We start from the raw sequence: 21,607 nt of genomic DNA on the forward strand, positions 1-21,607 counted from the left end.
CCACCAATGTCACGCCATCAGCAGGGTCTGCGCTGCGCTAGGCGGATGGCTCCGCGCAGACCCTGCTGCTATAAATGGTGTCATTTCTATCTAGCGGAGATAGTGTCTTTTCTAAGCAGCTCAAACATTACGACTTTCAAAAATGCGTAAAACCTGTGGTCCTCACTCTGGAAATTACCACGCCTTCCAACCCCTTAAGCCTTTATATCGATCGTCGCGATCAGCCCGCCATCCTCGGCATTGCGCAATCGCACCGACGCCTCGAAACTCAACGCCAGCGCCCGCGCGATGGTCAGCCCGATGCCGGTCCCATGCCGTCCGCCCGGCTGGCTGCTCACGCCCCGCGTAAAGGGTTCGAACATCTGATCCAGCTGATCGACCGGGATGCCCGGACCATGATCGCGCACATGGATCAGCATCCTGCCTCCCACCCGCGCGCAACTCATGTCCGCGCTGCCGCCATAGCGGACGGCGTTGTCGACCAGATTGGCGATGCACCGGGTCAGCGCGTTGGGCTTGACCCGCACCGTCCCGCCGCACCCCGACAGGAACCGCACCGGTGCGCCCAGTTCCTCGGCATCCTCGGCCATGCTGGCCAGCAGGGAGTCGATGTCGAGCGCAGACCATTCCTCCCGCGCCTCGGTGCTGCTCGCCAGGTCCAGCCCTTCGCGCACCAGCCGTTGCATCGCTTCATGATCCTGGATCAGGCGCGACCGCAACTCGACATTCTCGACCAGTTCGAGCCGCAACCGCAACCGCGTCAGCGGCGTTTGCAGATCATGGCTGATCGCCGCAAGCAACTGCGTGCGTTCGGCAAAGCCCGCCCGCGCCCGCCGCTGCATCAGGTTGAAAGTGGACAGTGCCGCCCGCACTTCCTCCGGCCCGCTTTCCGGTATCTCTTCAGGATCGAGCGATACCGAAAACGCCTCCGCCGCCCGCTCCAGCCGCCGCAGCGGCTTCGACACGAACCGCGCGACCAATATGGCGAGACCCGCTGACGCTGCGACGATGACGATCAGGTAAAGCGGGTTGAACAATGTGCTCGACGGCTTGACCATGCGCGGGAAGGTCAGCGCCATCGCCCGCCTTTGCCCGTGACGATCCGTAAAGCGTACGACCCAGCAGTCCGGCCGTGGCGCCCCCACCAAACCGGCCGCCTTTTCCCTGTCAAATCTGTTTGGGAAGCACAGGCCCACCGGCACCTGCCCCGCTTCCGGCTGCGCGCCCATACCGAAACGTTCGGTCAATATTGCCTGAACGGCGGAATCGGGATCGCTCAATGCCACACCGTCGGGCGCTGGCCCTGCGCCCATGATCGCGTGCGTGGCCATCATCTTTTCGATGCGGCGGGGATCGCGATGAAAACGGTCGGCGATATCCACGGCGCTGGCGACGACTCGCTGACGCCGGACCCGTTCGAAATCATGGCGCCGCGTCTGTTCGGCCACGAGCAGGGCGATGATCGCGGCGGTCGACATGCCCAGCGTCAGGATGACGAAAATCTGCCCCGCCATCGACCGCGAAAAAGCGCGTACCCGATCGACCCCGCGCGCGATCATGAATAAGCCACGCTGCTTGCCAGAACATAGCCTTCGCCCCGCACTGTCAGGATCAACTCGCTGCCCCCCGGCGCATCGGCCAGCTTCTGCCGCAATCGGCTGACCTGAAGATCAATCGAACGATCAAAGGCGGCAGTAGCGCGGCGTTCGGGCAGCAGGGCTTCGCGGCCCAGCACGACATTGGGTTCATCAATGAATCGGCACAGCAGCCGATATTCGGCCGACGACAGCATGACCAGCCGGTCGTCCGGGGCCAGTAAGCGCCGCTGGACCAGATCCAGCCGCCATGGCCCGAAATGGGCGTAGCGCGTCGCACCCGCGCGACCGCCGCCACGTATGACGGTCTCACTGCGCGACCGTCGCAGCAGGTTGCGAATGCGCACCAGCAACTCGCGTGGTTCGAACGGCTTGGTCAGATAATCGTCCGCACCCAGTTCCAGCCCCAGAACCCGGTCGATGGCGCTGCCCCGCGCCGTCACCATGATGATCTGTACCTCGGTGCCGTCTGCCCGTAATTCACGACACAGGGTCAGTCCGTCGCCATCGGGCAGGTTGAGGTCGAGGACGATGAGATCCACCGCCGTCGCACTCAATATCTGCCGCAACTCCCCCAGCGTCGACGCAGACAGCAGGTGATAATTTTCCTGCGCCAACTGCCCGACGATCAGTTCGCGAATATCCGCGTCGTCATCCACCACTACGATGGTTGCGGCGCTGGACGGCGTGGGTTGGGAAGAGGCTGGATCGGGCATGAAACACCCTTTTAGCGGTAGGAACGCAAAGAGTCTGCCTCCCTTGGCAGCATGTTACAGGGTGATACAAAGCGATACGAAGCCGGGTCATGCGGACAGATAGTTGGCCTAGAATGTTGTCGGCATTGCCGCGAAGAGGAAGACGTCGGCAGCCCCCTTGCCGACGCCAAGTGGAGTCCATGCGACGCGCGCTCGATCCTTCCCGGATCGATCGGCAAAGCCGGTCCCGCCGTCAGCGCACGTCCCCCCTCCCCCGTGCGCCTGGTCGGTTTCCTCTGTAATGCCACGCCGCGCGTCGCATGGCTCCGCTTGGTAAACTGCATCTGCCCGGACGAGCCTGCCAAGGAATGCGTATCGCCATGACCCCGCCCTCTTCTTTCTCGCCTGCCTCCTTCGGGCGATCGAGCGTCCGTTTGACGGGCGTCGCTGCGCTGGCGCTGAGTCTGTTGATCGCGGGATGCGGTGAAAAGAAGCCCCCGCAAAAGGGACCGGTCGAGATTGGCGTCGTCACGCTCATGACGCAGGACGTGACGGTCGCCAGCGAACTGCCGGGCCGCACGGTATCGACCCTGATGTCGGAAGTGCGTCCGCAGGTGGCGGGCATCATCCAGAAGCGGCTGTTCACGGAAGGCCAGATGGTGACCGCTGGCCAGCCGCTCTACCAGATCGACCAGCGCCTGTACCAGGCATCGCGCGACGAGGCGGCGGCCAACCTTGCCAATGCGCAGGCGACGGCGGTCGCTGCGCAGGCCAAGGCGAAACGCTATCAGACACTGGTGGACAGCGAAGCCGTCAGTGCGCAGGATCGCGACGACGTGATCGCTACCGCCCGTCAGGCCAGCGCCGCCGTGCAGCAAGCCCGCGCCAGCCTTCAGACCAGCAACGTCAATCTGCAATTCACGCTGGTTCGCGCACCGATCAGCGGACGGATCGGCCGCACTCTCTTCACGCCCGGCGCGCTGGTGACCGCCAGCCAGACCGATCCGCTGACGACGATCCAGCGGCTCGACCCCATCTATGTCGATATCACCCAATCCAGCACGCAGATCATGGCTCTGCGCCGATCGCTGGCGGCGGGCAAGACGCTGGCGGCCAGCGCGACCATCCGCCTGAAACTCGACGATGGCAGCGATTATCCGCAGGCAGGCCGGATCGAGTTCGCCGAACCCATCGTCGATGTCAACAGCGGCACGGTAACCTTGCGTGCGCAATTCCCCAATCCTGACGGACTGTTGATGCCCGGCATGTTCGTACGTGTCGTCGCCCCGCAGGCGGTCGTTCCGCGCGCCATCCTGGCCCCGCAGCAAGGCATCAACCGCGATCCCAAGGGTGACGCCACCGCGCTCGTCCTGAACAAAGGGAACAAGGTCGAACGGCGGATCGTGACGGCGGGTCAGGCGATCGGCGACAAATGGCTGATCACCGCAGGGCTGAAAGCTGGCGACAGGCTGATCGTGGAGGGCACTGACAAGGTGAAGCCCAACGACGTCGTAAAGCCCGTCGCGATTCCGGCCACGAAGTAGGAGCGCCGCCTTGCTCAGTCGCTTTTTCATCGACCGGCCGATTTTCGCCTGGGTCATCGCTATCGGCATCATGCTCGCAGGCGCTGGAGCAATGCGGTCGTTGCCGATCGCGCAATATCCCGACATCGCGCCCCCTTCCGTCGGGATCAGCGCAACCTATCCCGGCGCGGCGGCCGATACCGTTGAGACCAGCGTCACACAGGTGATCGAGCAGCAGCTCACCGGCATCGACGGGCTGATGTATTTCTCTTCATCCTCGTCGGCGACCGGGCAGTCGCGGATCACCGTCACGTTTGAGAAAGGGACCGATCCCGACACGGCGCAGGTACAGGTGCAGAACCGCGTGCAACAGGCGCTCACTCGCCTGCCCAACGCGGTGCAGCAACAAGGGCTGTCCGTCACCAAATCGCAAACCGACTTCCTGATGCTCGTGGGCCTTTACGACGACACCGACACGGCGACGCAGGCCGACATATCGGATTATCTGGTTAACAATTTCCAGGATTCGATCGCCCGCATCGATGGTATCGGTGCGACCCAGATATTCGGGTCGCAATATGCGATGCGCATCTGGCTGGACCCGTATAAACTGGCCACCGTCAAGCTCATGCCGTCCGACGTCCAAAGTGCGATCTCGGCGCAAAATGTCGAAGTATCTGCCGGTCAGATCGGTGCCGATCCTGCCCCGAAGGGGCAACAGATCAACGCCACGGTCACGGCCCGCGCCCGGCTCCAGACGCCCGAACAGTTCCGCAACATCGTCGTCAAGACGCAGAGTGATGGGTCGATCGTCCATCTGTCTGATGTCGCACGCGTCGAACTGGGGAATGAAAGCTACACCACTGCGGCGCGCCTGAACGGCCATCCCGCGTCTGGCATGGCGCTGCAACTGTCGCCCGGTGCCGATGCGCTGAAAACCGCCGAACTGGTCAAGGCGCGGGTGGCCGAACTGTCGTCAAACCTGCCTCATGGCTACAAGGTCGTCTATCCCCGCGACACCACCCCCTTCATCAAACTGTCGGTGGAGGAGGTCATCAAGACGCTGATCGAGGCGGTCGTCCTGGTCGTCATCGTTATGTTCCTGTTCCTGCAAAGCTGGCGCGCCACGCTGGTGCCCGCGGTCGCCGTGCCGGTGGTGTTGATGGGGACGTTTGGCGTGCTGGCGCTGTTTGGCTATTCCATCAATACGCTGACCCTGTTCGGCATGGTCTTGTCGATCGGCCTGTTGGTGGATGACGCCATCGTCGTGGTCGAAAATGTCGAACGCATCATGGAGGAGGAAGGGCTTTCCCCGCGCGATGCGACGATCAAGTCCATGCAGGAGATTGGCAGCGCTCTGGTAGGCATCGCGCTGGTCCTGTCCGCCGTTCTGTTGCCCATGGCCTTTTTCGGCGGCTCCACCGGCGTCATCTACCGCCAGTTTTCGATCACCATCGTATCGTCCATGCTGCTGTCCGTGCTGGTCGCGCTGATCCTCTCGCCCGCTCTGTGCGCGACGATCCTCAAACCGATTGCCGAAGAACAGCGCACCAGGGGCTGGTCGGGCAAGTTCAACCGCTGGTTCGAACGGCTGACCAATGGCTATATCCGCCGCACCGAAACGGTGCTGAACCGGCGTAAATTCTATTGGATCGGCTATGTCGCGATCCTGGCCATATTGGTCCTCCTGTTCGTGCGCCTCCCCTCCTCCTTCCTGCCGGTGGAGGATCAGGGACAGGTGATGGTGCAGATAACGCTGCCCGCCGGCGCGAAATCCAGCCGCACGGCCGCCGCGACCGACCGGGTGCAGAATTATTTCCTGACCGATGAAAAGGATAACGTCTCCTTCGCCTTCATCATGGTCGGCTTCAGTTTTCAGGGTTCGGGCGAAAATACCGCGCAGGGCTTCATCAACCTTGCGCCATGGGATGATCGCAAGGGCGCGGATAACAGCGCCAACGGCATCGTGGGACGCGCAACCAAACAGCTTTCGGCCATCCGCGACGCGCAGGTTCTGGCGATGACGCCGCCTGCGATTCGTGGCCTTGGCCAGTCGAACGGATTCACCTTCGAACTGCTCAACAGCGGTGGCCTCAGCCGTGAGCGCTTCCTGGAACTGCGCAATCAACTGATCGCCGCCGCTCAAAAGGATTCGACACTCGCAGGCGTTCGCGCCGCCACGCTGGAGGACACGCCGCAGCTCAAGGTTGACATCGACTCCGAAAAGCTGGCGGTATTGGGCCTGACCCAAAGCGATGTGGACAATGTGCTGACATCCGCCTGGGGCAGCCGATACGTCAATGATTTCGTCGATCGCGGACGGGTCAAGCGCGTCTATATGCAGGCCGACGCCCCCTATCGCGCGCTCCCGACTGATCTCGACAACTGGATGGTCCGGTCCGGCAGCACGGGCGCGATGGTGCCATTTTCCGCCTTTGCCACGACGCATTGGACGATGGGACCAACGACATTGTCCCGCTTCAATGGCCAGTCCTCCTATGAAATTCAGGGACAGGCCGGGGCAGGCGCAAGTTCGGGCGACGCGATGGACCGGATCGTCGCCCTGCAGAAGCAACTGCCCGCAGGAACCACCTACGCCTGGAGCGGCCTGTCCTATCAGGAACAATTGTCTGGCGGACAAGCGCCGCTGCTCTACGGCCTGTCGATACTGGTCGTGTTCCTGTGCCTCGCCGCTCTTTATGAAAGCTGGTCGATTCCGCTGGCGGTGTTGCTGGTCATTCCCCTGGGTCTGGTCGGTGCGGTCATCGCCGTCTGGGCGCGCGGATTGGAAAATAACATCTATTTTCAGGTTGGCTTGCTGACCACCATGGGCCTTGCGGCCAAGAATGCGATCCTGATCGTGGAGTTTGCGGAACTCGCGCACAGAGAGGGCAAGGATGCCATGTCCGCAGCACTGGAAGCTGCAAAACTGCGGTTCCGCCCAATCCTGATGACCAGCCTCGCCTTTATCGCTGGCGTTATCCCGCTCGCCATCGCCACGGGCGCTGGCGCGCAAAGCCGGGTCGCGATCGGCACGGCGGTGGTCGGTGGTATGTTGACCGCGACATTACTGGCCATTTTCCTCGTGCCGCTCTTCTTCGTCACGATCGCCCGTCTGTTCGGCAACGACAAGGGTGACGAGGCCGAACCCGTCGAGCCGGGCACTGGAGTGCTTGCATGACCCGCTCAATTCCACCGCTGACGGCCGCAATCCTGCTGACCGGCTGCAACATGGCCCCGACCTACGTGCGCCCTGCCCCTCCGGTCCCCGCGACGCTGCCGACGGGTGAAGCCTATGCACCAGCCACCCCGGTCGCGATGCCAGGCCTGCCATGGACCACATTGGTCAGCGACACGCGCCTGCGCACCGTCATCGAACGCGCGCTGGCCAACAACCGCGACCTGCGCGCGGCGCTGGCCAATGTGCAGGCGGCCCGCGCGCAATATCGTGTCCAGCGTGCCGCCCAGTTGCCAACCATAACCGGCGACGCATCGGCCAGCTTTGCGCGACAGGACGACACCCGCCGCAACAGCTACAGCGCGGATGTCGGTTTCAGCGCATTTGAAATCGACCTGTTCGGGCGCCTGCGCAACCTCAGTCAATCAGCGCTGGAATCCTATCTCGCAACGGAAGAAGGCGCGCGATCGACGCGGATCGCCCTGATCGCGGAAACCGCGAATGCCTATGCGACGCTGGCGGCGGATCAGGAATTGCTTGCCGTGGCGCGCGACACGCTGGCGAACGCACAGCGGACCCTGGCCTTGAACAATTCGCTCAACGGCGCTGGCCTGTCCGGCAAGCTGGACGTGTATCAGGCGCAGACGATAGTCGAACAGGCCGCGTCCGACGTCGCAGCCAACGTGACGCAGGTCGCGCAGGATCGCAATGCCATCGACCTGCTGGTCGGCGCCCCGGTGGAAGCCGCATTGCTGCCGATATCGCTGAACGCTCTGGCCGCTGGCATTGGCAAGGCACCCGTCGGCCTGTCATCGGACATGCTGCTGCTGCGCCCCGACGTGTTGCAGGCCGAACATCAACTCAAAGCCGCCAATGCGGATATCGGCGCAGCCCGCGCGGCGATGTTTCCCCGCATCAGCCTGACCTCGGCGATCGGACTGGCCAGTTCGGCGTTATCTTCCCTATTCACCGGCAATGGCTTTGCCTGGTCCGCCTCTCCCTCGGCCAGCCTGCCGATTTTCGGTGGCCCGGCACGCGGCAATCTGGAATTTAGCAAGGCGCAACGCGACCTGTACGTCGCACAATATGAAAAGGCGGTGCAGACCGCGTTTCGCGAAGTTGCAGACGCGCTCGCCCGCGAAGGGACCATTGATGCGCAAAGTCAGGCGCAGGCGCGATTGCTGATTGCCAGCCAGCGGGCCTATGATCTGGCGCAGCAGCGCTATCGGTCAGGCATCGATACATTTCTGACCGCCCTGACCAGCCAGCGCTCGCTCTATTCCGCCCGGCAATCCGCGATCGCGACTCAGCTAGCGCTCGTCAGCAACCGGGTTTCACTCTACCGCGCCATCGCCGCCGATCAGTAGGATTTTGCGCACTATCTCTTGCGCAAAAGCCCCTCTTCTCTCCCGGCGCAAATATGATAGGATGAGTGAATAATAAGAGGAGAGGATGCCATGCTGTTTTTCATGCGATGGCTGGATTGGCTATGCGAAGCCTTTGCGGCAGGGGTGCAGGATGAGACGCGGATCAATCAATTGCTGCTGATCGTGCGCCGTCACGATCAGGAACCCTGACGCCTTTCCCGGCTCCAGCCTGACTTAAGGCTTTTTGCGTTCCGAGATGTTCAGCCTCTTGGCCGTGCTGAGCGTCTGAATGATGAACAACAGCACCAGCAGCGCCGCGATGATGCCGACGAACAGGTCAAAGCCCGACACTGCGCCGAAATAACCCGGTTTTGACCCCAGCATCATCATTGCCAGCGTCATGCCGATCAACAGCAGGCGCAGTTCGGTGGGGCCAGCCGAAAGATAGGATAATTTGAACTCCCCCATGACCCGCGCGGCCAGGTAGGCGTGGATCGACAACAGCAGATAGCCCGCCAATGCCACCAGCGCCACGTCCATGCGGATGTAGGGGCTGGCCCCCATCCCCGCCAGGATCAGCAATGTGGCCAGACCGTCGCAGCTATGGTCCAGGAAATAGCCATAGGATGGCCGTTCGATATGGCGAAAACGCGCAAGGCTGCCATCCATCGAGTCGCCGAACCATTGCATGCCATAACCGGCGATCGCCAGCCACAGCCAGCCAACGTGCAGGCCGCTGGCAGCATAGCCTGCAAAAATCGCCGCTGCGCCGACCATGCCAACGCCAGTCAGCAGATCCGGCGTGACCCAGGCAGGCATTCGGGCGCACAACCAATTGAGGAGTTTGCGTTCCGAAGCGGCAAGCACGTTCTGCTGGATGCGGTCGATCGGTGGTGAAGATGGGCCAGAGGGCAATGTCATGGCGTCTTATGACGAAATCATGACTAATAGACAATCGTCCGTTGGATCATGTCGTCGATAAAGATATTGCATTGCACCGGCTTGCCCGCGCAAAGCGCCCGATGGCAGCGCGACGGGCGGGAGTATCGGAATTGACCAAGCAACCGCCACAGCAGGTGCGCGACATCGTCGATCGGATCGAGCAGCGCCCTGCCAATCCTATCAGGCGAGCGCGCATGATGGTCGAACAGGAAGTGCCGGTCTCGCGCCGTGGCCCCGGATGGGACCGACACTGGCGTGAACTGGAGGCTTATCTCGATGAAGGCTGCGAATGGCGCGGCAGGCCTGCTGAATCCTCCGCTGACGAAGATTAAAAAAAAGGGCCGGTCGAATGACCAGCCCTGAAAAGTTTAGGAGAGGATGCCTGAAAGGCACGCTCCTTCTGACCGGGATTGCATGATGCTGCAAGTGCGAACGAAGTCGTTGCAGTTGCAAATATTGCATCCGTAGCAAAAGGCTACGCATCCCTAAGGGAAATTCTCACGCAACGATCTGACTTTTTTCGTTGGTGTCGCTTAAACCAGTTCGATCGCCATAGCCGTCGCTTCTCCGCCGCCGATGCAGAGGCTTGCGACGCCGCGCTTCAGGCCACGTGCCTCCAGCGCGGCGATCAACGTTGCCACGATCCTTGCGCCTGATGCGCCGATAGGATGACCCAGCGCCGTCGCCCCTCCATTGACGTTCAACTTGTCTGCCGGGATGCCCAGTTCCTGCGCTGCAATCATCGCGACGACGGCAAAGGCTTCGTTGACCTCGAACAGATCGACATCCTCCACCGCCCATCCCGCCTTGGCCAGCACCTTTCGCATCGCGGGAACTGGCGCGGTCGCAAATTTGGCTGGTTCATGCGCATGGGCCGCCGTCGCTACCACCTTTGCCACAACCTGCATCCCACGATCCGCCGCGATGCTGGCGCGCGTCATCACCAGCGCGGCCGCACCGTCGGAAATGGACGATGCGTTCGCCGCCGTGATCGTACCATCCTTGACGAAGGCAGGTTTCAGAGTCGGTATCTTATCTGGCCGGGCCTTGCCCGGCTGTTCGTCGGTATCCACAATCGTGTCGCCGCTTCGGCCTTTGACGGTTACCGGCGTAATTTCACGAACGAACGCGCCACTGCTGATCGCCGCATTGGCCCGCTCCAGCGATCGTATCGCATAGTCATCCTGATCGGCCCTGCTGAACTGATACTCGCGCACCGCGTCCTCGGCGAATACGCCCATCGCCTTGCCCGGTTCATAGGCATCCTCCAGCCCGTCCATCATCATCGTGTCGATGATGCGATCATGGCCGATCCGCGCGCCCGACCTGTGCTTGGGCAGCGCGTAGGGCGCGTTGGTCATGCTCTCCATCCCGCCTGCAATCACGACATCCGCCGTGCCAGCGACCAGCGACTCATGCGCCATGATCGCGGCCTGCATGCCTGATCCGCACATCTTGTTGACCGTAGTCGCTTCGGTATTGAGGCCAAGTCCCGCACCAATCGCCACCTGCCGCGCAGGCGCTTGCCCCAATCCGGCTGGCAGCACGCACCCCATATAGATGCGATCCACACCCTGCGGGTCCACGCCAGCACGCTCGACCGCCGCCCTTACCGCCGCCGCGCCAAGCTGCGTCGCTGTCATCCCCGACAATATTCCCTGAAACCCGCCCATCGGCGTGCGGGCGTAGCTGGCGATAACCACTGGGTCGTCCTGCATCATATTCTCCCTGTCCATCGGCGCTATATCAGCGTTCCCGGCGCGCATATCAACTGCACGCGTCCGACCGGGGGGGGCTGGACACATCGCGCGTCCGCACTATATACTGACCGGTATGGAAATAGCACCCGCTCCTGCAAGAGGTCGCCCGCGCGAGTTCGACCCTGAAGAAGCCCTGGCCGCCGCGCTGGAGGTTTTCTGGCGGCGCGGCTATGAAGGCGCGTCCCTGGCCGAACTGACTGAAGCCATGGGCATCACCAAACCCAGCCTATACGCCTGTTTCGGCAACAAGGAATCCCTGTTCCGCAAAGCGCTCGACCTCTATGAGCGCGACAAGCTATGCTATGTCCAATCCGCGATGCAAGCGCCCACAGCCAAGGGCGTTGCTGAACGTCTGCTGCGTGGCGCGCTCGCGATCCAGACCGGTGGCAAGGATCCGCTTGGCTGCATGGGCGTCATTTCCTCAGTCGGCGGCACTGCCCATGCCGAATGTATCCGCGACGAAATCCTGCTGCGCCGCGCCTCGTCCGACCGCGCCATGGTCGAGCGGCTGGAGCGCGCCAGGCAGGAGGGCGACCTGCCCCCCGGTGTCGAGCCGCAGGCGCTGGCCTGTTATCTTTCCACCGTCATGCAGGGCATGGCCGTTCAGGCAGGCGCGGGCGTTCCGGCCGAACGCCTGACCCAGCTGATCGACACGACCCTTGCCATGTGGCCAGGAAAATAATCGCCCTTTTCTCATGCTTTGTTTCGGTATTGATAAAAAAATACCGACCGGTATGAAATAGCTGTTGACGCATCGCAGCATTGCTTTACATACCGATGGGTAGTTAATTCTGCGGGGTTCCCCCAAGGGAGGTTTAATGCATCTTCATCTCAAGATCGGCCGTCACTGACGGTCGCAACGCGATAGCCTGCGTATAAGCGGCCTCGCTCATCGACATTGCCAACGCACGAAGCCATGCGGCGCAGCCTGTGCCGCAGCCGCTTTCATTCGTCTCGACATCAGTCGGACCGGCGGTTCGGCGGCACATTTGCCTGCGCCGTCCACCCGGTCATGCCTTAAAGACAGGGGTTATATCATGGTCTATCTTCCATGGAACGACATGGCCGAAGGGGGCGCCGCTGGCGTCGCGGCCACCATCGCAATCGACGCCGAAGCCGATTTCACCGCCCTCGAATGGCAGGTGATCCACCTCGCCCGGCAGGACGCGCTTGCCTCGCTGCACGCGCGCGGCCGCTGGGCCTGGCTCTACCGCCTGTTCAACGGTGAACGATCCACACCCGAACTGGCCAGCGACCGTCTGGAAATCCTGCGCCAGGTCGCTGTGGAGGCCTGGTATCGTGGATACGCCCTGCATCCCGCCCGCATCGCCGCCTTCCTCTCCAGCGGCTTCACCGACAACCATCTCGAACGTCTGCTCGCTACCATCAGCGCCGTGCGCGGCAGCCCGAAGGCCCGGAGTTTCGCATGAACATGCTCGCCCCCATCCCCACCGACAGCGGCCACGCCCTGTCCCCGACGCCCATTTCCCGGCGCAAGCGTCAGAGCGGCATCGCACTGATCGCCATCGTCGTGCTGGGCGGCATCGGCTGGAAAATGCTTGACCACCCACAGGCACAGGCCGCTGCCGCCCCGATCGCCGCCGTCGGCGTGTCAGCGCCGCTGATGCGCGCCGTCACTCAGTGGGACGATTATGCCGGTCGCTTCGCCCCCAGCCAGAGCGTGGACATCCGCCCGCGCGTATCGGGCGCCGTCACCGCTATCCATTTCCACGACGGCGACATGGTGCGGCAGGGGCAATTGCTCTTCACCATCGACCAGCGCCCGTTTCAGGCCGCCTTCGCCGAAGCCCGCGCCAATGTCGCCAGCGCCCGCAGCGCGCTCCTTCTCGCTCAGAACGACTATGCCCGTGTCCAGCGCCTGACCGGCGACGAAGCCGTATCCGCCAGTGAAGTCGATATGCTGCGCTCCCGCCTGCAAGCCGCGCAGGCATCGCTGGCCGGTGCGCAGGCGCGCGAACGGCAACGCGGCCTCGACGTCGAATTTACCCATATCCGCGCGCCGATCTCCGGCCGCGTATCGGATCGCCGCGTCGATATCGGCAATTTGGTGTCATCGGCCGATGGCTCTGGCGCGACCCTGCTCACCACGGTCAACCGCGTCGATCCCATCTACTTCACCTTCGACGCGTCCGAAGCGCTCTATCTCAAGTCGCAGCGGGACAAGGCAGCAGGTGGCGCCGTCGAAGTCCGCTTGCAGGATGAAGCCGATTATCGATGGAAGGGGAAACTCGACTTCACCGATAACGGCCTCGATCCCCGGTCCGGCACCATCCGCGTGCGCGCTATCTTCGACAATCCCGGCCAGTTCCTCACCCCCGGCCTTTTCGGCAACATGCGCCTCGCCAATGGCGGCAAGGTCAATGCCCTGCTGGTCCCGGATGAAGCGATCCAGTCGGATCAGGCGCGCAAGACCGTGCTGGTCGTGGGCAAGGATGACAGCGTGACCGCCAAGCCAGTCGAACTCGGCCCGCTGGTCGATGGCCTGCGCATTATCCGTTCGGGCCTCTCGCCACAGGATCGGGTCATCGTCTCCAATCTTCAGGCCGCCATGCCCGGCGCAAAAGTCGCCACCCGCCCCGCCCGCATCGCCCCCCTGCCCGCGCAAGTCACGGCCACCGACGCTGCGGCCCCCGCCGCCGCACAAGCCACCTTCGCAGGCCAGTAAGTTGCTTCCCTCCCTTTCAAGGGAGGGGCCGGGGGTGGGTGCGCGCCGAATAAAGCCGCGCCAGTAGGAAACGCCCCATCCCAACCCCTCCCATAAAAGAGGAGGGGCCACCAATCCCATCCCGCAATCCGCCCCCACCGGATTGCGCACCCTTTGCCACGCCATCCAGGAAGCTCCATCCGATGCGCCTCTCCCGCTTCTTTATCGACCGGCCGATCTTCGCCGCCGTCATCGCGGTGGTCATCACCGTGGTCGGCGCGATCGCCTTTTTCGGCCTGCCCGTGTCCCAATATCCCGACATCGTGCCACCCACCGTCACCGTGTCCGCCCAATACCCCGGCGCATCGGCTGAAACAGTGGCGTCCACCGTCGCCGCGCCGATCGAACAGGAAATCAACGGCGTCGATGACATGCTTTATCAAAGCAGCCAGTCGACCGGCGACGGCAAAGTCGTCGTCACCGTAACGTTCAAAGTCGGCACCGACCTCGACGCCGCACAGGTGCTGGTGCAAAATCGCGTCGCCGTCGCCACCCCCCGCCTGCCGGAGGAGGTGCAGCGCCTGGGTGTCGTCACGCGCAAGACGACGCCCGAATTTCTGATGGTCGTGAACCTGCAATCACCCGACGGTTCGCTCGGCCGCGATTATCTGTCCAACTATGCCCTGACGCAGGTGCGTGACCGGCTGGCGCGCCTCGACGGCGTTGGCGACGTGCAACTGTTCGGATCGCGCGACTATGCGATGCGCATCTGGATCGACCCGGATCGCGCCGCTGCGCGCGACCTGACGGCAGGCGAAATCGTCGCCGCCCTGCGCGCCCAGAATGTGCAGGTGTCGGCAGGCTCCATTGGCCAACCGCCCTATGATCGGGGCGAAGCCTTCCAGCTTGGCGTGGAAATGCAGGGCCGCCTCACCGAACCCCAGCAATTCGCCGATATCGTCATTCGCACCGACGCCGACGGCCGTCAGGTCCGCGTGTCCGATGTCGCCCGCGTGGAACTGGGCGCGCAGGATTATGGCATCAACACCTACCTGTCGAACAAGCCTACCGTGGTCATCGCGGTCATGCAGCGCCCCGGTTCCAATGCGCTCGACGCGGCGGAAAAGGTGAAGGCGGAAATGGACCAACTGTCCACCCGCTTCCCCAAGGGGCTGGAATATAGCGTCATCTATAACCCCACCGAATTTATCAGCCAGTCGATCGACGCGGTGTATCAAACCCTGATCGAAGCGGTGCTGCTCGTCGTCCTCGTCATCCTCGTCTTCCTGCAAAACTGGCGCGCCGCCATCATCCCGATCATCGCCATCCCCGTCTCGCTCATCGGCACGGCGGCGATCCTGGCCGGGCTTGGCTATTCTCTCAACGCACTGTCGCTGTTCGGCATGGTGCTCGCGATCGGCATCGTGGTCGATGACGCCATCGTCGTCGTCGAAAATGTCGAACGCAATATCGAACAGGGCATGTCCCCGCTCGAAGCCGCGCGCACGTCCATGGACGAAGTGTCGACCGCGCTGGTCGCGATCGTGCTGGTGCTATGCGCCGTGTTCGTGCCGACGCTGTTCATCACCGGCATTTCCGGTGCATTCTACCAACAGTTCGCCGTCACCATTTCCACCGCGACGATCATCTCCCTCATTCTCTCGCTCACCCTATCGCCTGCCGCCGCCGCTTTGCTGCTCAAGGCCAAGCATGGCCCGCGCGACCGCAGCGGCGATCCGCGCTGGCGGCAATGGGCGGGCGGCGCGGCGGATCGCTTCAATCACGGCTTTGATCGGATGAGCGCAGCCTATGGCCGCCTGACCCGCTTCCTCGTCGCTCGACCCAAAAAGATGCTGCTGACCTATGCAGGCCTGATCGCGGCAACCATCGCCCTCTTCTGGGTCACGCCCAGCGGCTTCATCCCCGCGCAGGATCAGGGCTATTTTCTGGCCGTCATCCAACTGCCATCGGGCGCATCGCTCGAACGCACGGACAAGGTGACGCGTGACGTCGCGCAGAAAATTCTGCCGATCAAGGGGTTGCGCGGGGCGGTCATGTTCGCCGGACTCCACGGCCCTTCACAAACGCAGGCACCCAACAGCGCCGCCATCTACTTCCCCTTCAACAGCTTCGCTGATCGCAAGAAGGAAGGCGCGACCTATGCCGGCATCATGGCGCAGGCCAATCAGGCGGTTGCCGGTTATGACAAGGCGCGCATCCTGATCGTGCCGCCCCCGCTCATCCAGGGCATCGGCTCCGCTGGCGGATACAGAATGATGGTGCAGGATCGCGAAGATCGTGGCTATGATGCGCTTAATAAGGTCGGGCAGGATTTCATTGCCAAGGCGAACCAGACGCCCGGTCTGGCGCAGATCTACACCCTGTTCGATGTCGGCACGCCGCGCATCTATGCCGACGTGGACCGGCGCAAGGCCGACCTGCTGGGCGTCCCGCCACAGCGTGTTTTCGAAGCGATGCAGGTCTATCTCGGCTCTGCCTTCGTCAATGATTTCAATCTGTTGGGACGCACTTATCGCGTAACGGCACAGGCGGATGCCAATCATCGCGGATCGGTGGCCGACATCGCAAATCTCAAGACCCGCTCGAACAGCGGCCAGATGGTGCCGATCGGTTCCGTCTCGACCTTCCGCGACAAGACCGGACCCTATCGCGTCGTTCGCTACAATCTGCTGCCTGCCGTCGAAATCGACGGTGACACCGCACCGGGCTATTCCTCGGGTCAGTCGCTGGCGACGATGGAAAAGCTCGCCGCCGATACATTACCATCGGGTTATGCCAGCGAATGGACCGGCGTCGCCTATCAGCAGGTGATGGCGGGCAACACCGCAGGCATCGTGTTCGGCATGGCGGTCTTCTTCGTCTTCCTCGTGCTCGCCGCCCAATATGAAAGCCTGACCCTGCCCCTGTCGATCATCCTGATCGTCCCCATGTGCCTGTTCGCCGCCATGCTGGGCGTCAACCTGCGCGGCATGGACAATAATATCCTCACGCAAATCGGTCTGGTCGTGCTGATCGCACTGGCGGCAAAAAACGCGATCCTCGTGGTCGAATTTGCCAAGCAGGCAGAAGAAGAACGCGGATTGTCCGCGATCGAGGCCGCCGTGGAAGCCGCACAAACCCGCCTGCGGCCGATCCTGATGACCAGCTTCGCCTTTATATTGGGCGCAGTACCTCTGGTGATCGCTCAGGGAGCAGGCGCTGAACTGCGACAGGCCTTAGGCACCGCCGTCTTCTTCGGCATGGCTGGCGTCACTGCATTCGGCCTGCTTTTCACCCCCACCTTCTACGTCGTGTGCCGCGCACTGGGCGATCGCTTCTCCCGCCGTCGTCCGGCGAGCGAAAGCTCCCCCGCGCTGCAACCCGCCGAATAGGACCATAGCATGACACGCAATCTCCTCGCTCTCCTCCTTGGCGCAACGGCCCTCACCGCCTGCGCCGCCGGGCCGGACTATCGCCCACCCGTAACCCCCACGACTGCGGCAGGCGCCTTCATCGGCGCGACTACGCCTGCTGTCAGCACGGCTCCTGCCGACGATCACTGGTGGCGGCTCTACAACGACCCACTGCTCGACGGACTGGTGACCGACGCCCTGCGCGCCAACACCGACATCCGCGTTGCAGTCGCCCGGCTGGAACGCGCCCGCGCCATGGTGCGCGGTACTCGCGCCAACCGCCTGCCCAGCACGACGCTCGGCGGTTCGCCTACCTATGGCCGCGTATCGGAAGGCCAGACCCTGCCGGGCATGGACAGGGATAACTGGACCATCGATGCGGGATTGGATGTAGCCTATGAACTCGACCTGTTCGGCCGGGTAAAGCGCGGCATAGAGGCCGCAAGGGGCGACGCGAACGCTGCCGCCGCCGACGCCGATGCTGTTCGGGTCGCGGTGGTCTCCGACACCGTCCGCGCCTATGTCGATGCCACCACATCTGCAAAACGTCTGGTAGTGACTCAGGAAACAGTGGATCTGCTCGACCGATCAATCCGCATCACCGGCGCGCGATTTGACGCTGGCCGGTCGGATCGTCTGGACGTCATCCGCGTCACCAGCCTGCGCGATCAGCAAAAGGCATTGATCCCCTCACTCACGGCAGATCGCAATGCCGCCCTGCTGCGCCTCGCCACACTCACCGGGCGCACCCCACACGACTTGCCGACACAGGTCGCGGCGCAGACGGTGACGCCGGATCTTGCTCAGCCGATCCCGGTCGGCGATGGCCGCGCCCTCCTCGCGAGGCGACCCGACGTGCGCGCGGCGGAACGGCGACTAGCGGCAGATACCGCACGAATCGGCGTGGCAACCGCTGATCTCTATCCCCGCATCACGCTGGGCGGATCGATCGGCACCACGGCGATCGGCGGCGGCAATATTTTGGGTGGTGGACCGCTCAACTTCCTGCTGGGGCCGCTCATCAACTGGGCCTTCCCCAATCAGGAGGCGAACCGCGCCCGTATCGCGGCGGCGCAGGCCGATGGCGCTGCTTCGCTGGCGACGTTCGACGGCACGGTGCTGGTGGCGCTGGAAGAAACGGAAAGGGCGCTGTCAAACTACGCTAATGCGCTGGATCGCCGCCAGCTACTCAGGTCAGCACGAGACGAGGCAGCACGCGCGGCGCGCATCAGCCTGGCCCGTCAACGGGAAGGAAGAATAGATTTCCTGACCGTGCTGGACGCCCTACGCAGTCAAGCCGCAGCACAGGCGGATCTGGCCAGTGCGGATCGGGCCGTCGCTTTTGCGCAGGTCGATCTGTTCCGGGCTTTAGGTGGGCGATGGGATAGCGCCTGACCCTGAGGGTCCCGGCAAACGGTCCGTCGCATCGCAAGAAACACAGGCGACCGGCGCTGCTCGAAAGTAGCGCCGGTCCGTGCCGGATCAGCCGTTCAGCTTGTCCTTGATCGCCTTGGCAGGCGTGAAGGCAATCTTCTTGGCAGCCGCGATCTGGATGGTCGCGCCTGTTGCGGGGTTGCGGCCTTCGCGGGCCGGGGTGTCCTTGACCTTGAACTTGCCAAAGCCGTTCAGCGACACTTCTTCGCCCTTTGCAGCGGCGTCGGCGATGGCAGCGAACACGCCATCGACGATCTTGCGGGCATCTGCCTTGGAGATGTCGTGGGCCGAGGCTACGCTGTCGGCCAGATCGCTATTGTTCATGAAGAGCCTTTCTCATGCGGTTATTGTTTTGCACGCATAACCAACGATGCGGCGCGGGTCTATATCTCCCGTGCATCTTCCTATAACGTTAAAAGCCAGTAGAACAGTGGTTTCGCACCTGCCTACAGCCTGCCACGCATCATCCCTATCACCTCGTCGAGAAAATCGACCGTCGCGCGCACCCGTGGCAACCGCTGAAGATCGGACGGCATGACCAGCCAGTAACTGCGCCACACCTCAACATCGTCGGCCAGCAAACGCACCAGCCGCGGATCCTGTCCGGCGGCAAAGATGTGCAACATCCCGATCCCCATGCCCGCCGCGACCGCCGCCTGCTGCGCCGCTGCGGATGACGAGCGAAAGGCGATCGTAGCGCCGGGCATGATCTGATCCAGCGCGATCATTTCAGGAAAACCGGCCAGTTCCTCGATATAGGAAATGAAGCGATGGTGCGTCAGTTCGGCCTGCGTCCCCGGCATTCCATGCCGTTCGATATAATCATGCGAAGCATAAAGCCCCAGCCGATAATCGGTCAGCTTGCGCGCCACTAACCGGCCCTTTGGCGGCATCGTCAGCATGACGGCGATATCCGCCTCCCGCTTGGCCAGGCTGTTGGATCTGCTCTCCGTCGCCAGTTCCAGCGTCAGGCCGGGATGGCGCGCATGCAGTTGCGTTACATGGGGCGCGATAAGGTAAGTGCCGAACATTTCCGTCGTCGCCAGCCGCACGAACCCTTCGACCGCACTATCCTGCACGGCGACGCTGGCCGCCGCCGCCATTAATTCGCTCTCAATCCGTTCGGCATGGGGCTGGAGTGCGAAGGCAGCGGGCGTCGGCGTCACGCCGCGCGGCGACCGGTCGAAGAGCCGCGCACCCAATATCGCCTCCAGCGCGGTCAGTCGGCGTGCGACCGTACTATGGTCCATATCCGCTCGCCGTCCTGCCGCGACCATGTTGCCTTCACGCAGGATCGCAAGGAATAGCTGGAGGTCGGCGGAATTGAGCATGGGCATGCCTACAAAGCTGATGTGCGCGCCTACACCTATCGTCGCCAAGCTACCCTGTCTATAAAGCGTCCCATACCCGGCAATTGGGAGAGGATGACGACATGCGTTCAATCAGCCATTTCATTCATGGAAAAGCCGCGCCGCTCGCAGGCGCGCGCTTGGCCGACATACTCGATCCATCGACAGGCGCGGTGCAGGCGCAGGTGGAACTCGCCACCCCTGCCCATCTTGAAACCGCGATGGAATCCGCCCGCTCCGCCCAACCCGCTTGGGCGGCGATGAACCCGCAACGCCGCGCCCGCGTCATGTTCCGGTACAAGGAACTGATCGAAGCCAACATGGACCAACTGGCCGCCCTGCTTTCGTCCGAACACGGCAAGGTGATCGCCGATGCGAAGGGCGATATCCAGCGCGGTCTGGAAGTCGTGGAGTTCGCCTGCGGTATCCCGCACTTGCTGAAGGGCGAATATACGCAGAACGCTGGTCCGGGCATCGACGTCTATTCCATGCGCCAGCCGCTGGGTATCGTTGCTGGCATCACGCCGTTCAACTTCCCTGCGATGATTCCCCTGTGGATGAGTGCGATGGCCATCGCCTGCGGTAACGCCTTCATCCTCAAACCATCGGAGCGCGATCCATCCGTGCCGGTGCGTCTGGCCGAACTGGCGCTGGAGGCAGGCCTGCCAGCGGGCATCCTTAACGTCGTGCATGGCGACAAGGAAATCGTCGATGCTATCCTCGACCATCCCGACATCAAGGCGGTCAGCTTCGTTGGCTCGTCCGACATTGCCAATTACGTCTATCAAAGGGCTGCCGCCAACGGCAAGCGTGCGCAGTGCATGGGCGGCGCGAAGAACCACGGCATTATCTTGCCCGACGCGGATATGGACCAGGCCGTCGCGGATATCGTTGGCGCGGCCTACGGATCGGCGGGCGAACGATGCATGGCACTGCCGGTCGTGACGCCGGTCGGCAAAGAAACGGCGGAAATCTTTCGCACCAAACTGATCGCGGCGATCGAAACGCTACGTCCCGGCATCCCTTCGGATCCCGATGCGCAATATGGCCCGCTTGTCACTGGCCAGCACAAGGCGCGGGTTGAAAGCTACATCCAGATGGCCGCTGACGAAGGCGCAGAAATCGTCGTCGATGGCCGCGGCTTTCAGCTCCAGGGCTATGAGGATGGCTTCTACCTTGCCCCGACGCTGATCGATCATGTCACGCCGCAGATGAAAAGCTATCAGGACGAGATTTTCGGTCCGGTGCTTCAGATCCTGCGCGCCGAAACATTCGAAGAAGCGCTCAGTTATCCGTCCAATCATCAATATGGCAACGGCGTCGCCATCTTCACCCGCAATGGCGACTATGCGCGCAATTTCGCGGCGCAAGTCGAAGTCGGCATGGTCGGTATCAACGTGCCCATCCCCGTGCCAGTCGCCTATCACAGCTTTGGCGGCTGGAAACGGTCCGGCTTCGGTGACCTCGACCAATATGGCATGGACGGCGTGCGCTTCTACACCCGCACCAAGAAGATTACGCAGCGCTGGCCATCGGGCGGCGCAGTGATCGACCAGAGCTTCGTCATTCCCACGATGAAATAGACTTGAGGGAGACCTTTTCCTCTCTAAGGGGCCGCGATTGATGAGTTGATCGCGGCCCTGATGCTTTTCGGGGGTTTGCATATCGGGGTGCGCTCGCTCTAAG

At 62.7% G+C, this 21,607-nt stretch carries 16 protein-coding genes; 10 read left to right on the forward strand and 6 right to left on the reverse strand.

Annotated features, from left to right (window positions below):
• Positions 1–194: 194 nt before the first annotated feature.
• Together WA070_RS00495 and WA070_RS00500 are read right to left on the reverse strand one after the other, a co-directional pair.
• On the reverse strand, positions 195–1,559 hold the full coding sequence (locus WA070_RS00495; RefSeq protein ID WP_422632265.1) for an ATP-binding protein: 1,365 nt from the start codon (positions 1,557–1,559) through the stop codon (positions 195–197).
• Positions 1,556–2,311, reverse strand: a complete 756-nt coding sequence (locus WA070_RS00500) for a response regulator (protein ID WP_422632266.1) — start codon at positions 2,309–2,311, stop codon at positions 1,556–1,558. Before WA070_RS00500 ends, WA070_RS00495 begins: the two co-directional genes overlap by 4 nt.
• 359 nt (positions 2,312–2,670) lie before the next feature.
• On the opposite strand from WA070_RS00500, the gene WA070_RS00505 reads away from it, so the two are divergent.
• The 3 genes from WA070_RS00505 to WA070_RS00515 are packed head-to-tail and all read left to right on the forward strand — an operon-like array spanning position 2,671 to position 8,358.
• Positions 2,671–3,834 (forward strand): efflux RND transporter periplasmic adaptor subunit, encoded by a 1,164-nt coding sequence (locus WA070_RS00505; RefSeq protein ID WP_422632267.1) that lies wholly within the window; start codon positions 2,671–2,673, stop codon positions 3,832–3,834.
• A 10-nt stretch (positions 3,835–3,844) separates the two neighbouring features.
• Positions 3,845–6,994, forward strand: coding sequence for an efflux RND transporter permease subunit (locus WA070_RS00510; RefSeq protein WP_422632268.1), 3,150 nt, complete (start codon positions 3,845–3,847; stop codon positions 6,992–6,994).
• Positions 6,991–8,358: an efflux transporter outer membrane subunit gene (locus WA070_RS00515; RefSeq protein ID WP_422632269.1), complete on the forward strand. Its 1,368-nt coding sequence runs from the start codon at positions 6,991–6,993 to the stop codon at positions 8,356–8,358. Before WA070_RS00510 ends, WA070_RS00515 begins: the two co-directional genes overlap by 4 nt.
• A 234-nt stretch (positions 8,359–8,592) precedes the next feature.
• Here WA070_RS00515 and WA070_RS00520 read toward each other — a convergent pair whose 3' ends face one another.
• The gene (locus WA070_RS00520) at positions 8,593–9,279 is read right to left on the reverse strand and encodes a CDP-alcohol phosphatidyltransferase family protein (protein ID WP_422632270.1); all 687 of its coding nucleotides are present in this window, start codon (positions 9,277–9,279) and stop codon (positions 8,593–8,595) included.
• A 101-nt stretch (positions 9,280–9,380) separates the two neighbouring features.
• Here WA070_RS00520 and WA070_RS00525 point away from each other — a divergent pair, with 101 nt between their 5' ends.
• Complete coding sequence (locus tag WA070_RS00525) at positions 9,381–9,632, forward strand: hypothetical protein (protein WP_422632271.1); 252 nt, start codon at positions 9,381–9,383, stop codon at positions 9,630–9,632.
• Between the two features lie 201 nt (positions 9,633–9,833).
• On the opposite strand, the gene WA070_RS00530 is transcribed toward WA070_RS00525, so the two are convergent.
• A complete protein-coding gene (locus tag WA070_RS00530) occupies positions 9,834–11,018 on the reverse strand; it encodes an acetyl-CoA C-acyltransferase (protein WP_422632433.1) in 1,185 nt (394 codons plus the stop codon).
• A 115-nt stretch (positions 11,019–11,133) separates the two neighbouring features.
• On the opposite strand from WA070_RS00530, the gene WA070_RS00535 reads away from it, so the two are divergent.
• The 5 genes from WA070_RS00535 (at position 11,134) to WA070_RS00555 (ending at position 18,533) form a co-directional block, all read left to right on the forward strand.
• A complete protein-coding gene (locus tag WA070_RS00535; RefSeq protein ID WP_422632272.1) occupies positions 11,134–11,742 on the forward strand; it encodes a TetR/AcrR family transcriptional regulator in 609 nt (202 codons plus the stop codon).
• A 355-nt stretch (positions 11,743–12,097) separates the two neighbouring features.
• Complete coding sequence (locus WA070_RS00540; RefSeq protein WP_422632273.1) at positions 12,098–12,490, forward strand: hypothetical protein; 393 nt, start codon at positions 12,098–12,100, stop codon at positions 12,488–12,490.
• The gene (locus tag WA070_RS00545) at positions 12,487–13,746 is read left to right on the forward strand and encodes an efflux RND transporter periplasmic adaptor subunit (RefSeq protein ID WP_422632274.1); all 1,260 of its coding nucleotides are present in this window, start codon (positions 12,487–12,489) and stop codon (positions 13,744–13,746) included. The genes WA070_RS00540 and WA070_RS00545 overlap by 4 nt, the downstream gene beginning before the upstream one ends.
• A 182-nt stretch (positions 13,747–13,928) precedes the next feature.
• Positions 13,929–17,117, forward strand: coding sequence for an efflux RND transporter permease subunit (locus WA070_RS00550; protein ID WP_422632275.1), 3,189 nt, complete (start codon positions 13,929–13,931; stop codon positions 17,115–17,117).
• A 9-nt stretch (positions 17,118–17,126) separates the two neighbouring features.
• Positions 17,127–18,533: an efflux transporter outer membrane subunit gene (locus WA070_RS00555; protein ID WP_422632276.1), complete on the forward strand. Its 1,407-nt coding sequence runs from the start codon at positions 17,127–17,129 to the stop codon at positions 18,531–18,533.
• Between the two features lie 87 nt (positions 18,534–18,620).
• On the opposite strand, the gene WA070_RS00560 is transcribed toward WA070_RS00555, so the two are convergent.
• A complete protein-coding gene (locus WA070_RS00560) occupies positions 18,621–18,896 on the reverse strand; it encodes an HU family DNA-binding protein (RefSeq protein ID WP_422632277.1) in 276 nt (91 codons plus the stop codon).
• Between the two features lie 122 nt (positions 18,897–19,018).
• A complete protein-coding gene (locus WA070_RS00565; RefSeq protein ID WP_422632278.1) occupies positions 19,019–19,951 on the reverse strand; it encodes a LysR family transcriptional regulator in 933 nt (310 codons plus the stop codon).
• Between the two features lie 53 nt (positions 19,952–20,004).
• Here WA070_RS00565 and WA070_RS00570 point away from each other — a divergent pair, with 53 nt between their 5' ends.
• Positions 20,005–21,504 (forward strand): CoA-acylating methylmalonate-semialdehyde dehydrogenase, encoded by a 1,500-nt coding sequence (locus WA070_RS00570; RefSeq protein WP_422632279.1) that lies wholly within the window; start codon positions 20,005–20,007, stop codon positions 21,502–21,504.
• The last annotated feature ends 103 nt before the right edge of the window (positions 21,505–21,607 follow it).

Source organism: Sphingobium sp., from assembly GCF_049304695.1.
Taxonomy (GTDB): Bacteria; Pseudomonadota; Alphaproteobacteria; order Sphingomonadales; family Sphingomonadaceae; genus Sphingobium.

Coding starts and splice junctions, on each gene's coding strand:
- WA070_RS00495 (WP_422632265.1), bottom strand. CDS start 1,559: ATGATCGCGCGCGGGGTCGATCGGGTACGCGCTTTTTCGCGGTCGATG.
- WA070_RS00500 (WP_422632266.1), bottom strand. CDS start 2,311: ATGCCCGATCCAGCCTCTTCCCAACCCACGCCGTCCAGCGCCGCAACC.
- WA070_RS00505 (WP_422632267.1), top strand. CDS start 2,671: ATGACCCCGCCCTCTTCTTTCTCGCCTGCCTCCTTCGGGCGATCGAGC.
- WA070_RS00515 (WP_422632269.1), top strand. CDS start 6,991: ATGACCCGCTCAATTCCACCGCTGACGGCCGCAATCCTGCTGACCGGC.
- WA070_RS00520 (WP_422632270.1), bottom strand. CDS start 9,279: ATGACATTGCCCTCTGGCCCATCTTCACCACCGATCGACCGCATCCAG.
- WA070_RS00525 (WP_422632271.1), top strand. CDS start 9,381: ATGGCAGCGCGACGGGCGGGAGTATCGGAATTGACCAAGCAACCGCCA.
- WA070_RS00530 (WP_422632433.1), bottom strand. CDS start 11,018: ATGCAGGACGACCCAGTGGTTATCGCCAGCTACGCCCGCACGCCGATG.
- WA070_RS00535 (WP_422632272.1), top strand. CDS start 11,134: ATGGAAATAGCACCCGCTCCTGCAAGAGGTCGCCCGCGCGAGTTCGAC.
- WA070_RS00540 (WP_422632273.1), top strand. CDS start 12,098: ATGGTCTATCTTCCATGGAACGACATGGCCGAAGGGGGCGCCGCTGGC.
- WA070_RS00545 (WP_422632274.1), top strand. CDS start 12,487: ATGAACATGCTCGCCCCCATCCCCACCGACAGCGGCCACGCCCTGTCC.
- WA070_RS00550 (WP_422632275.1), top strand. CDS start 13,929: ATGCGCCTCTCCCGCTTCTTTATCGACCGGCCGATCTTCGCCGCCGTC.
- WA070_RS00555 (WP_422632276.1), top strand. CDS start 17,127: ATGACACGCAATCTCCTCGCTCTCCTCCTTGGCGCAACGGCCCTCACC.
- WA070_RS00560 (WP_422632277.1), bottom strand. CDS start 18,896: ATGAACAATAGCGATCTGGCCGACAGCGTAGCCTCGGCCCACGACATC.
- WA070_RS00570 (WP_422632279.1), top strand. CDS start 20,005: ATGCGTTCAATCAGCCATTTCATTCATGGAAAAGCCGCGCCGCTCGCA.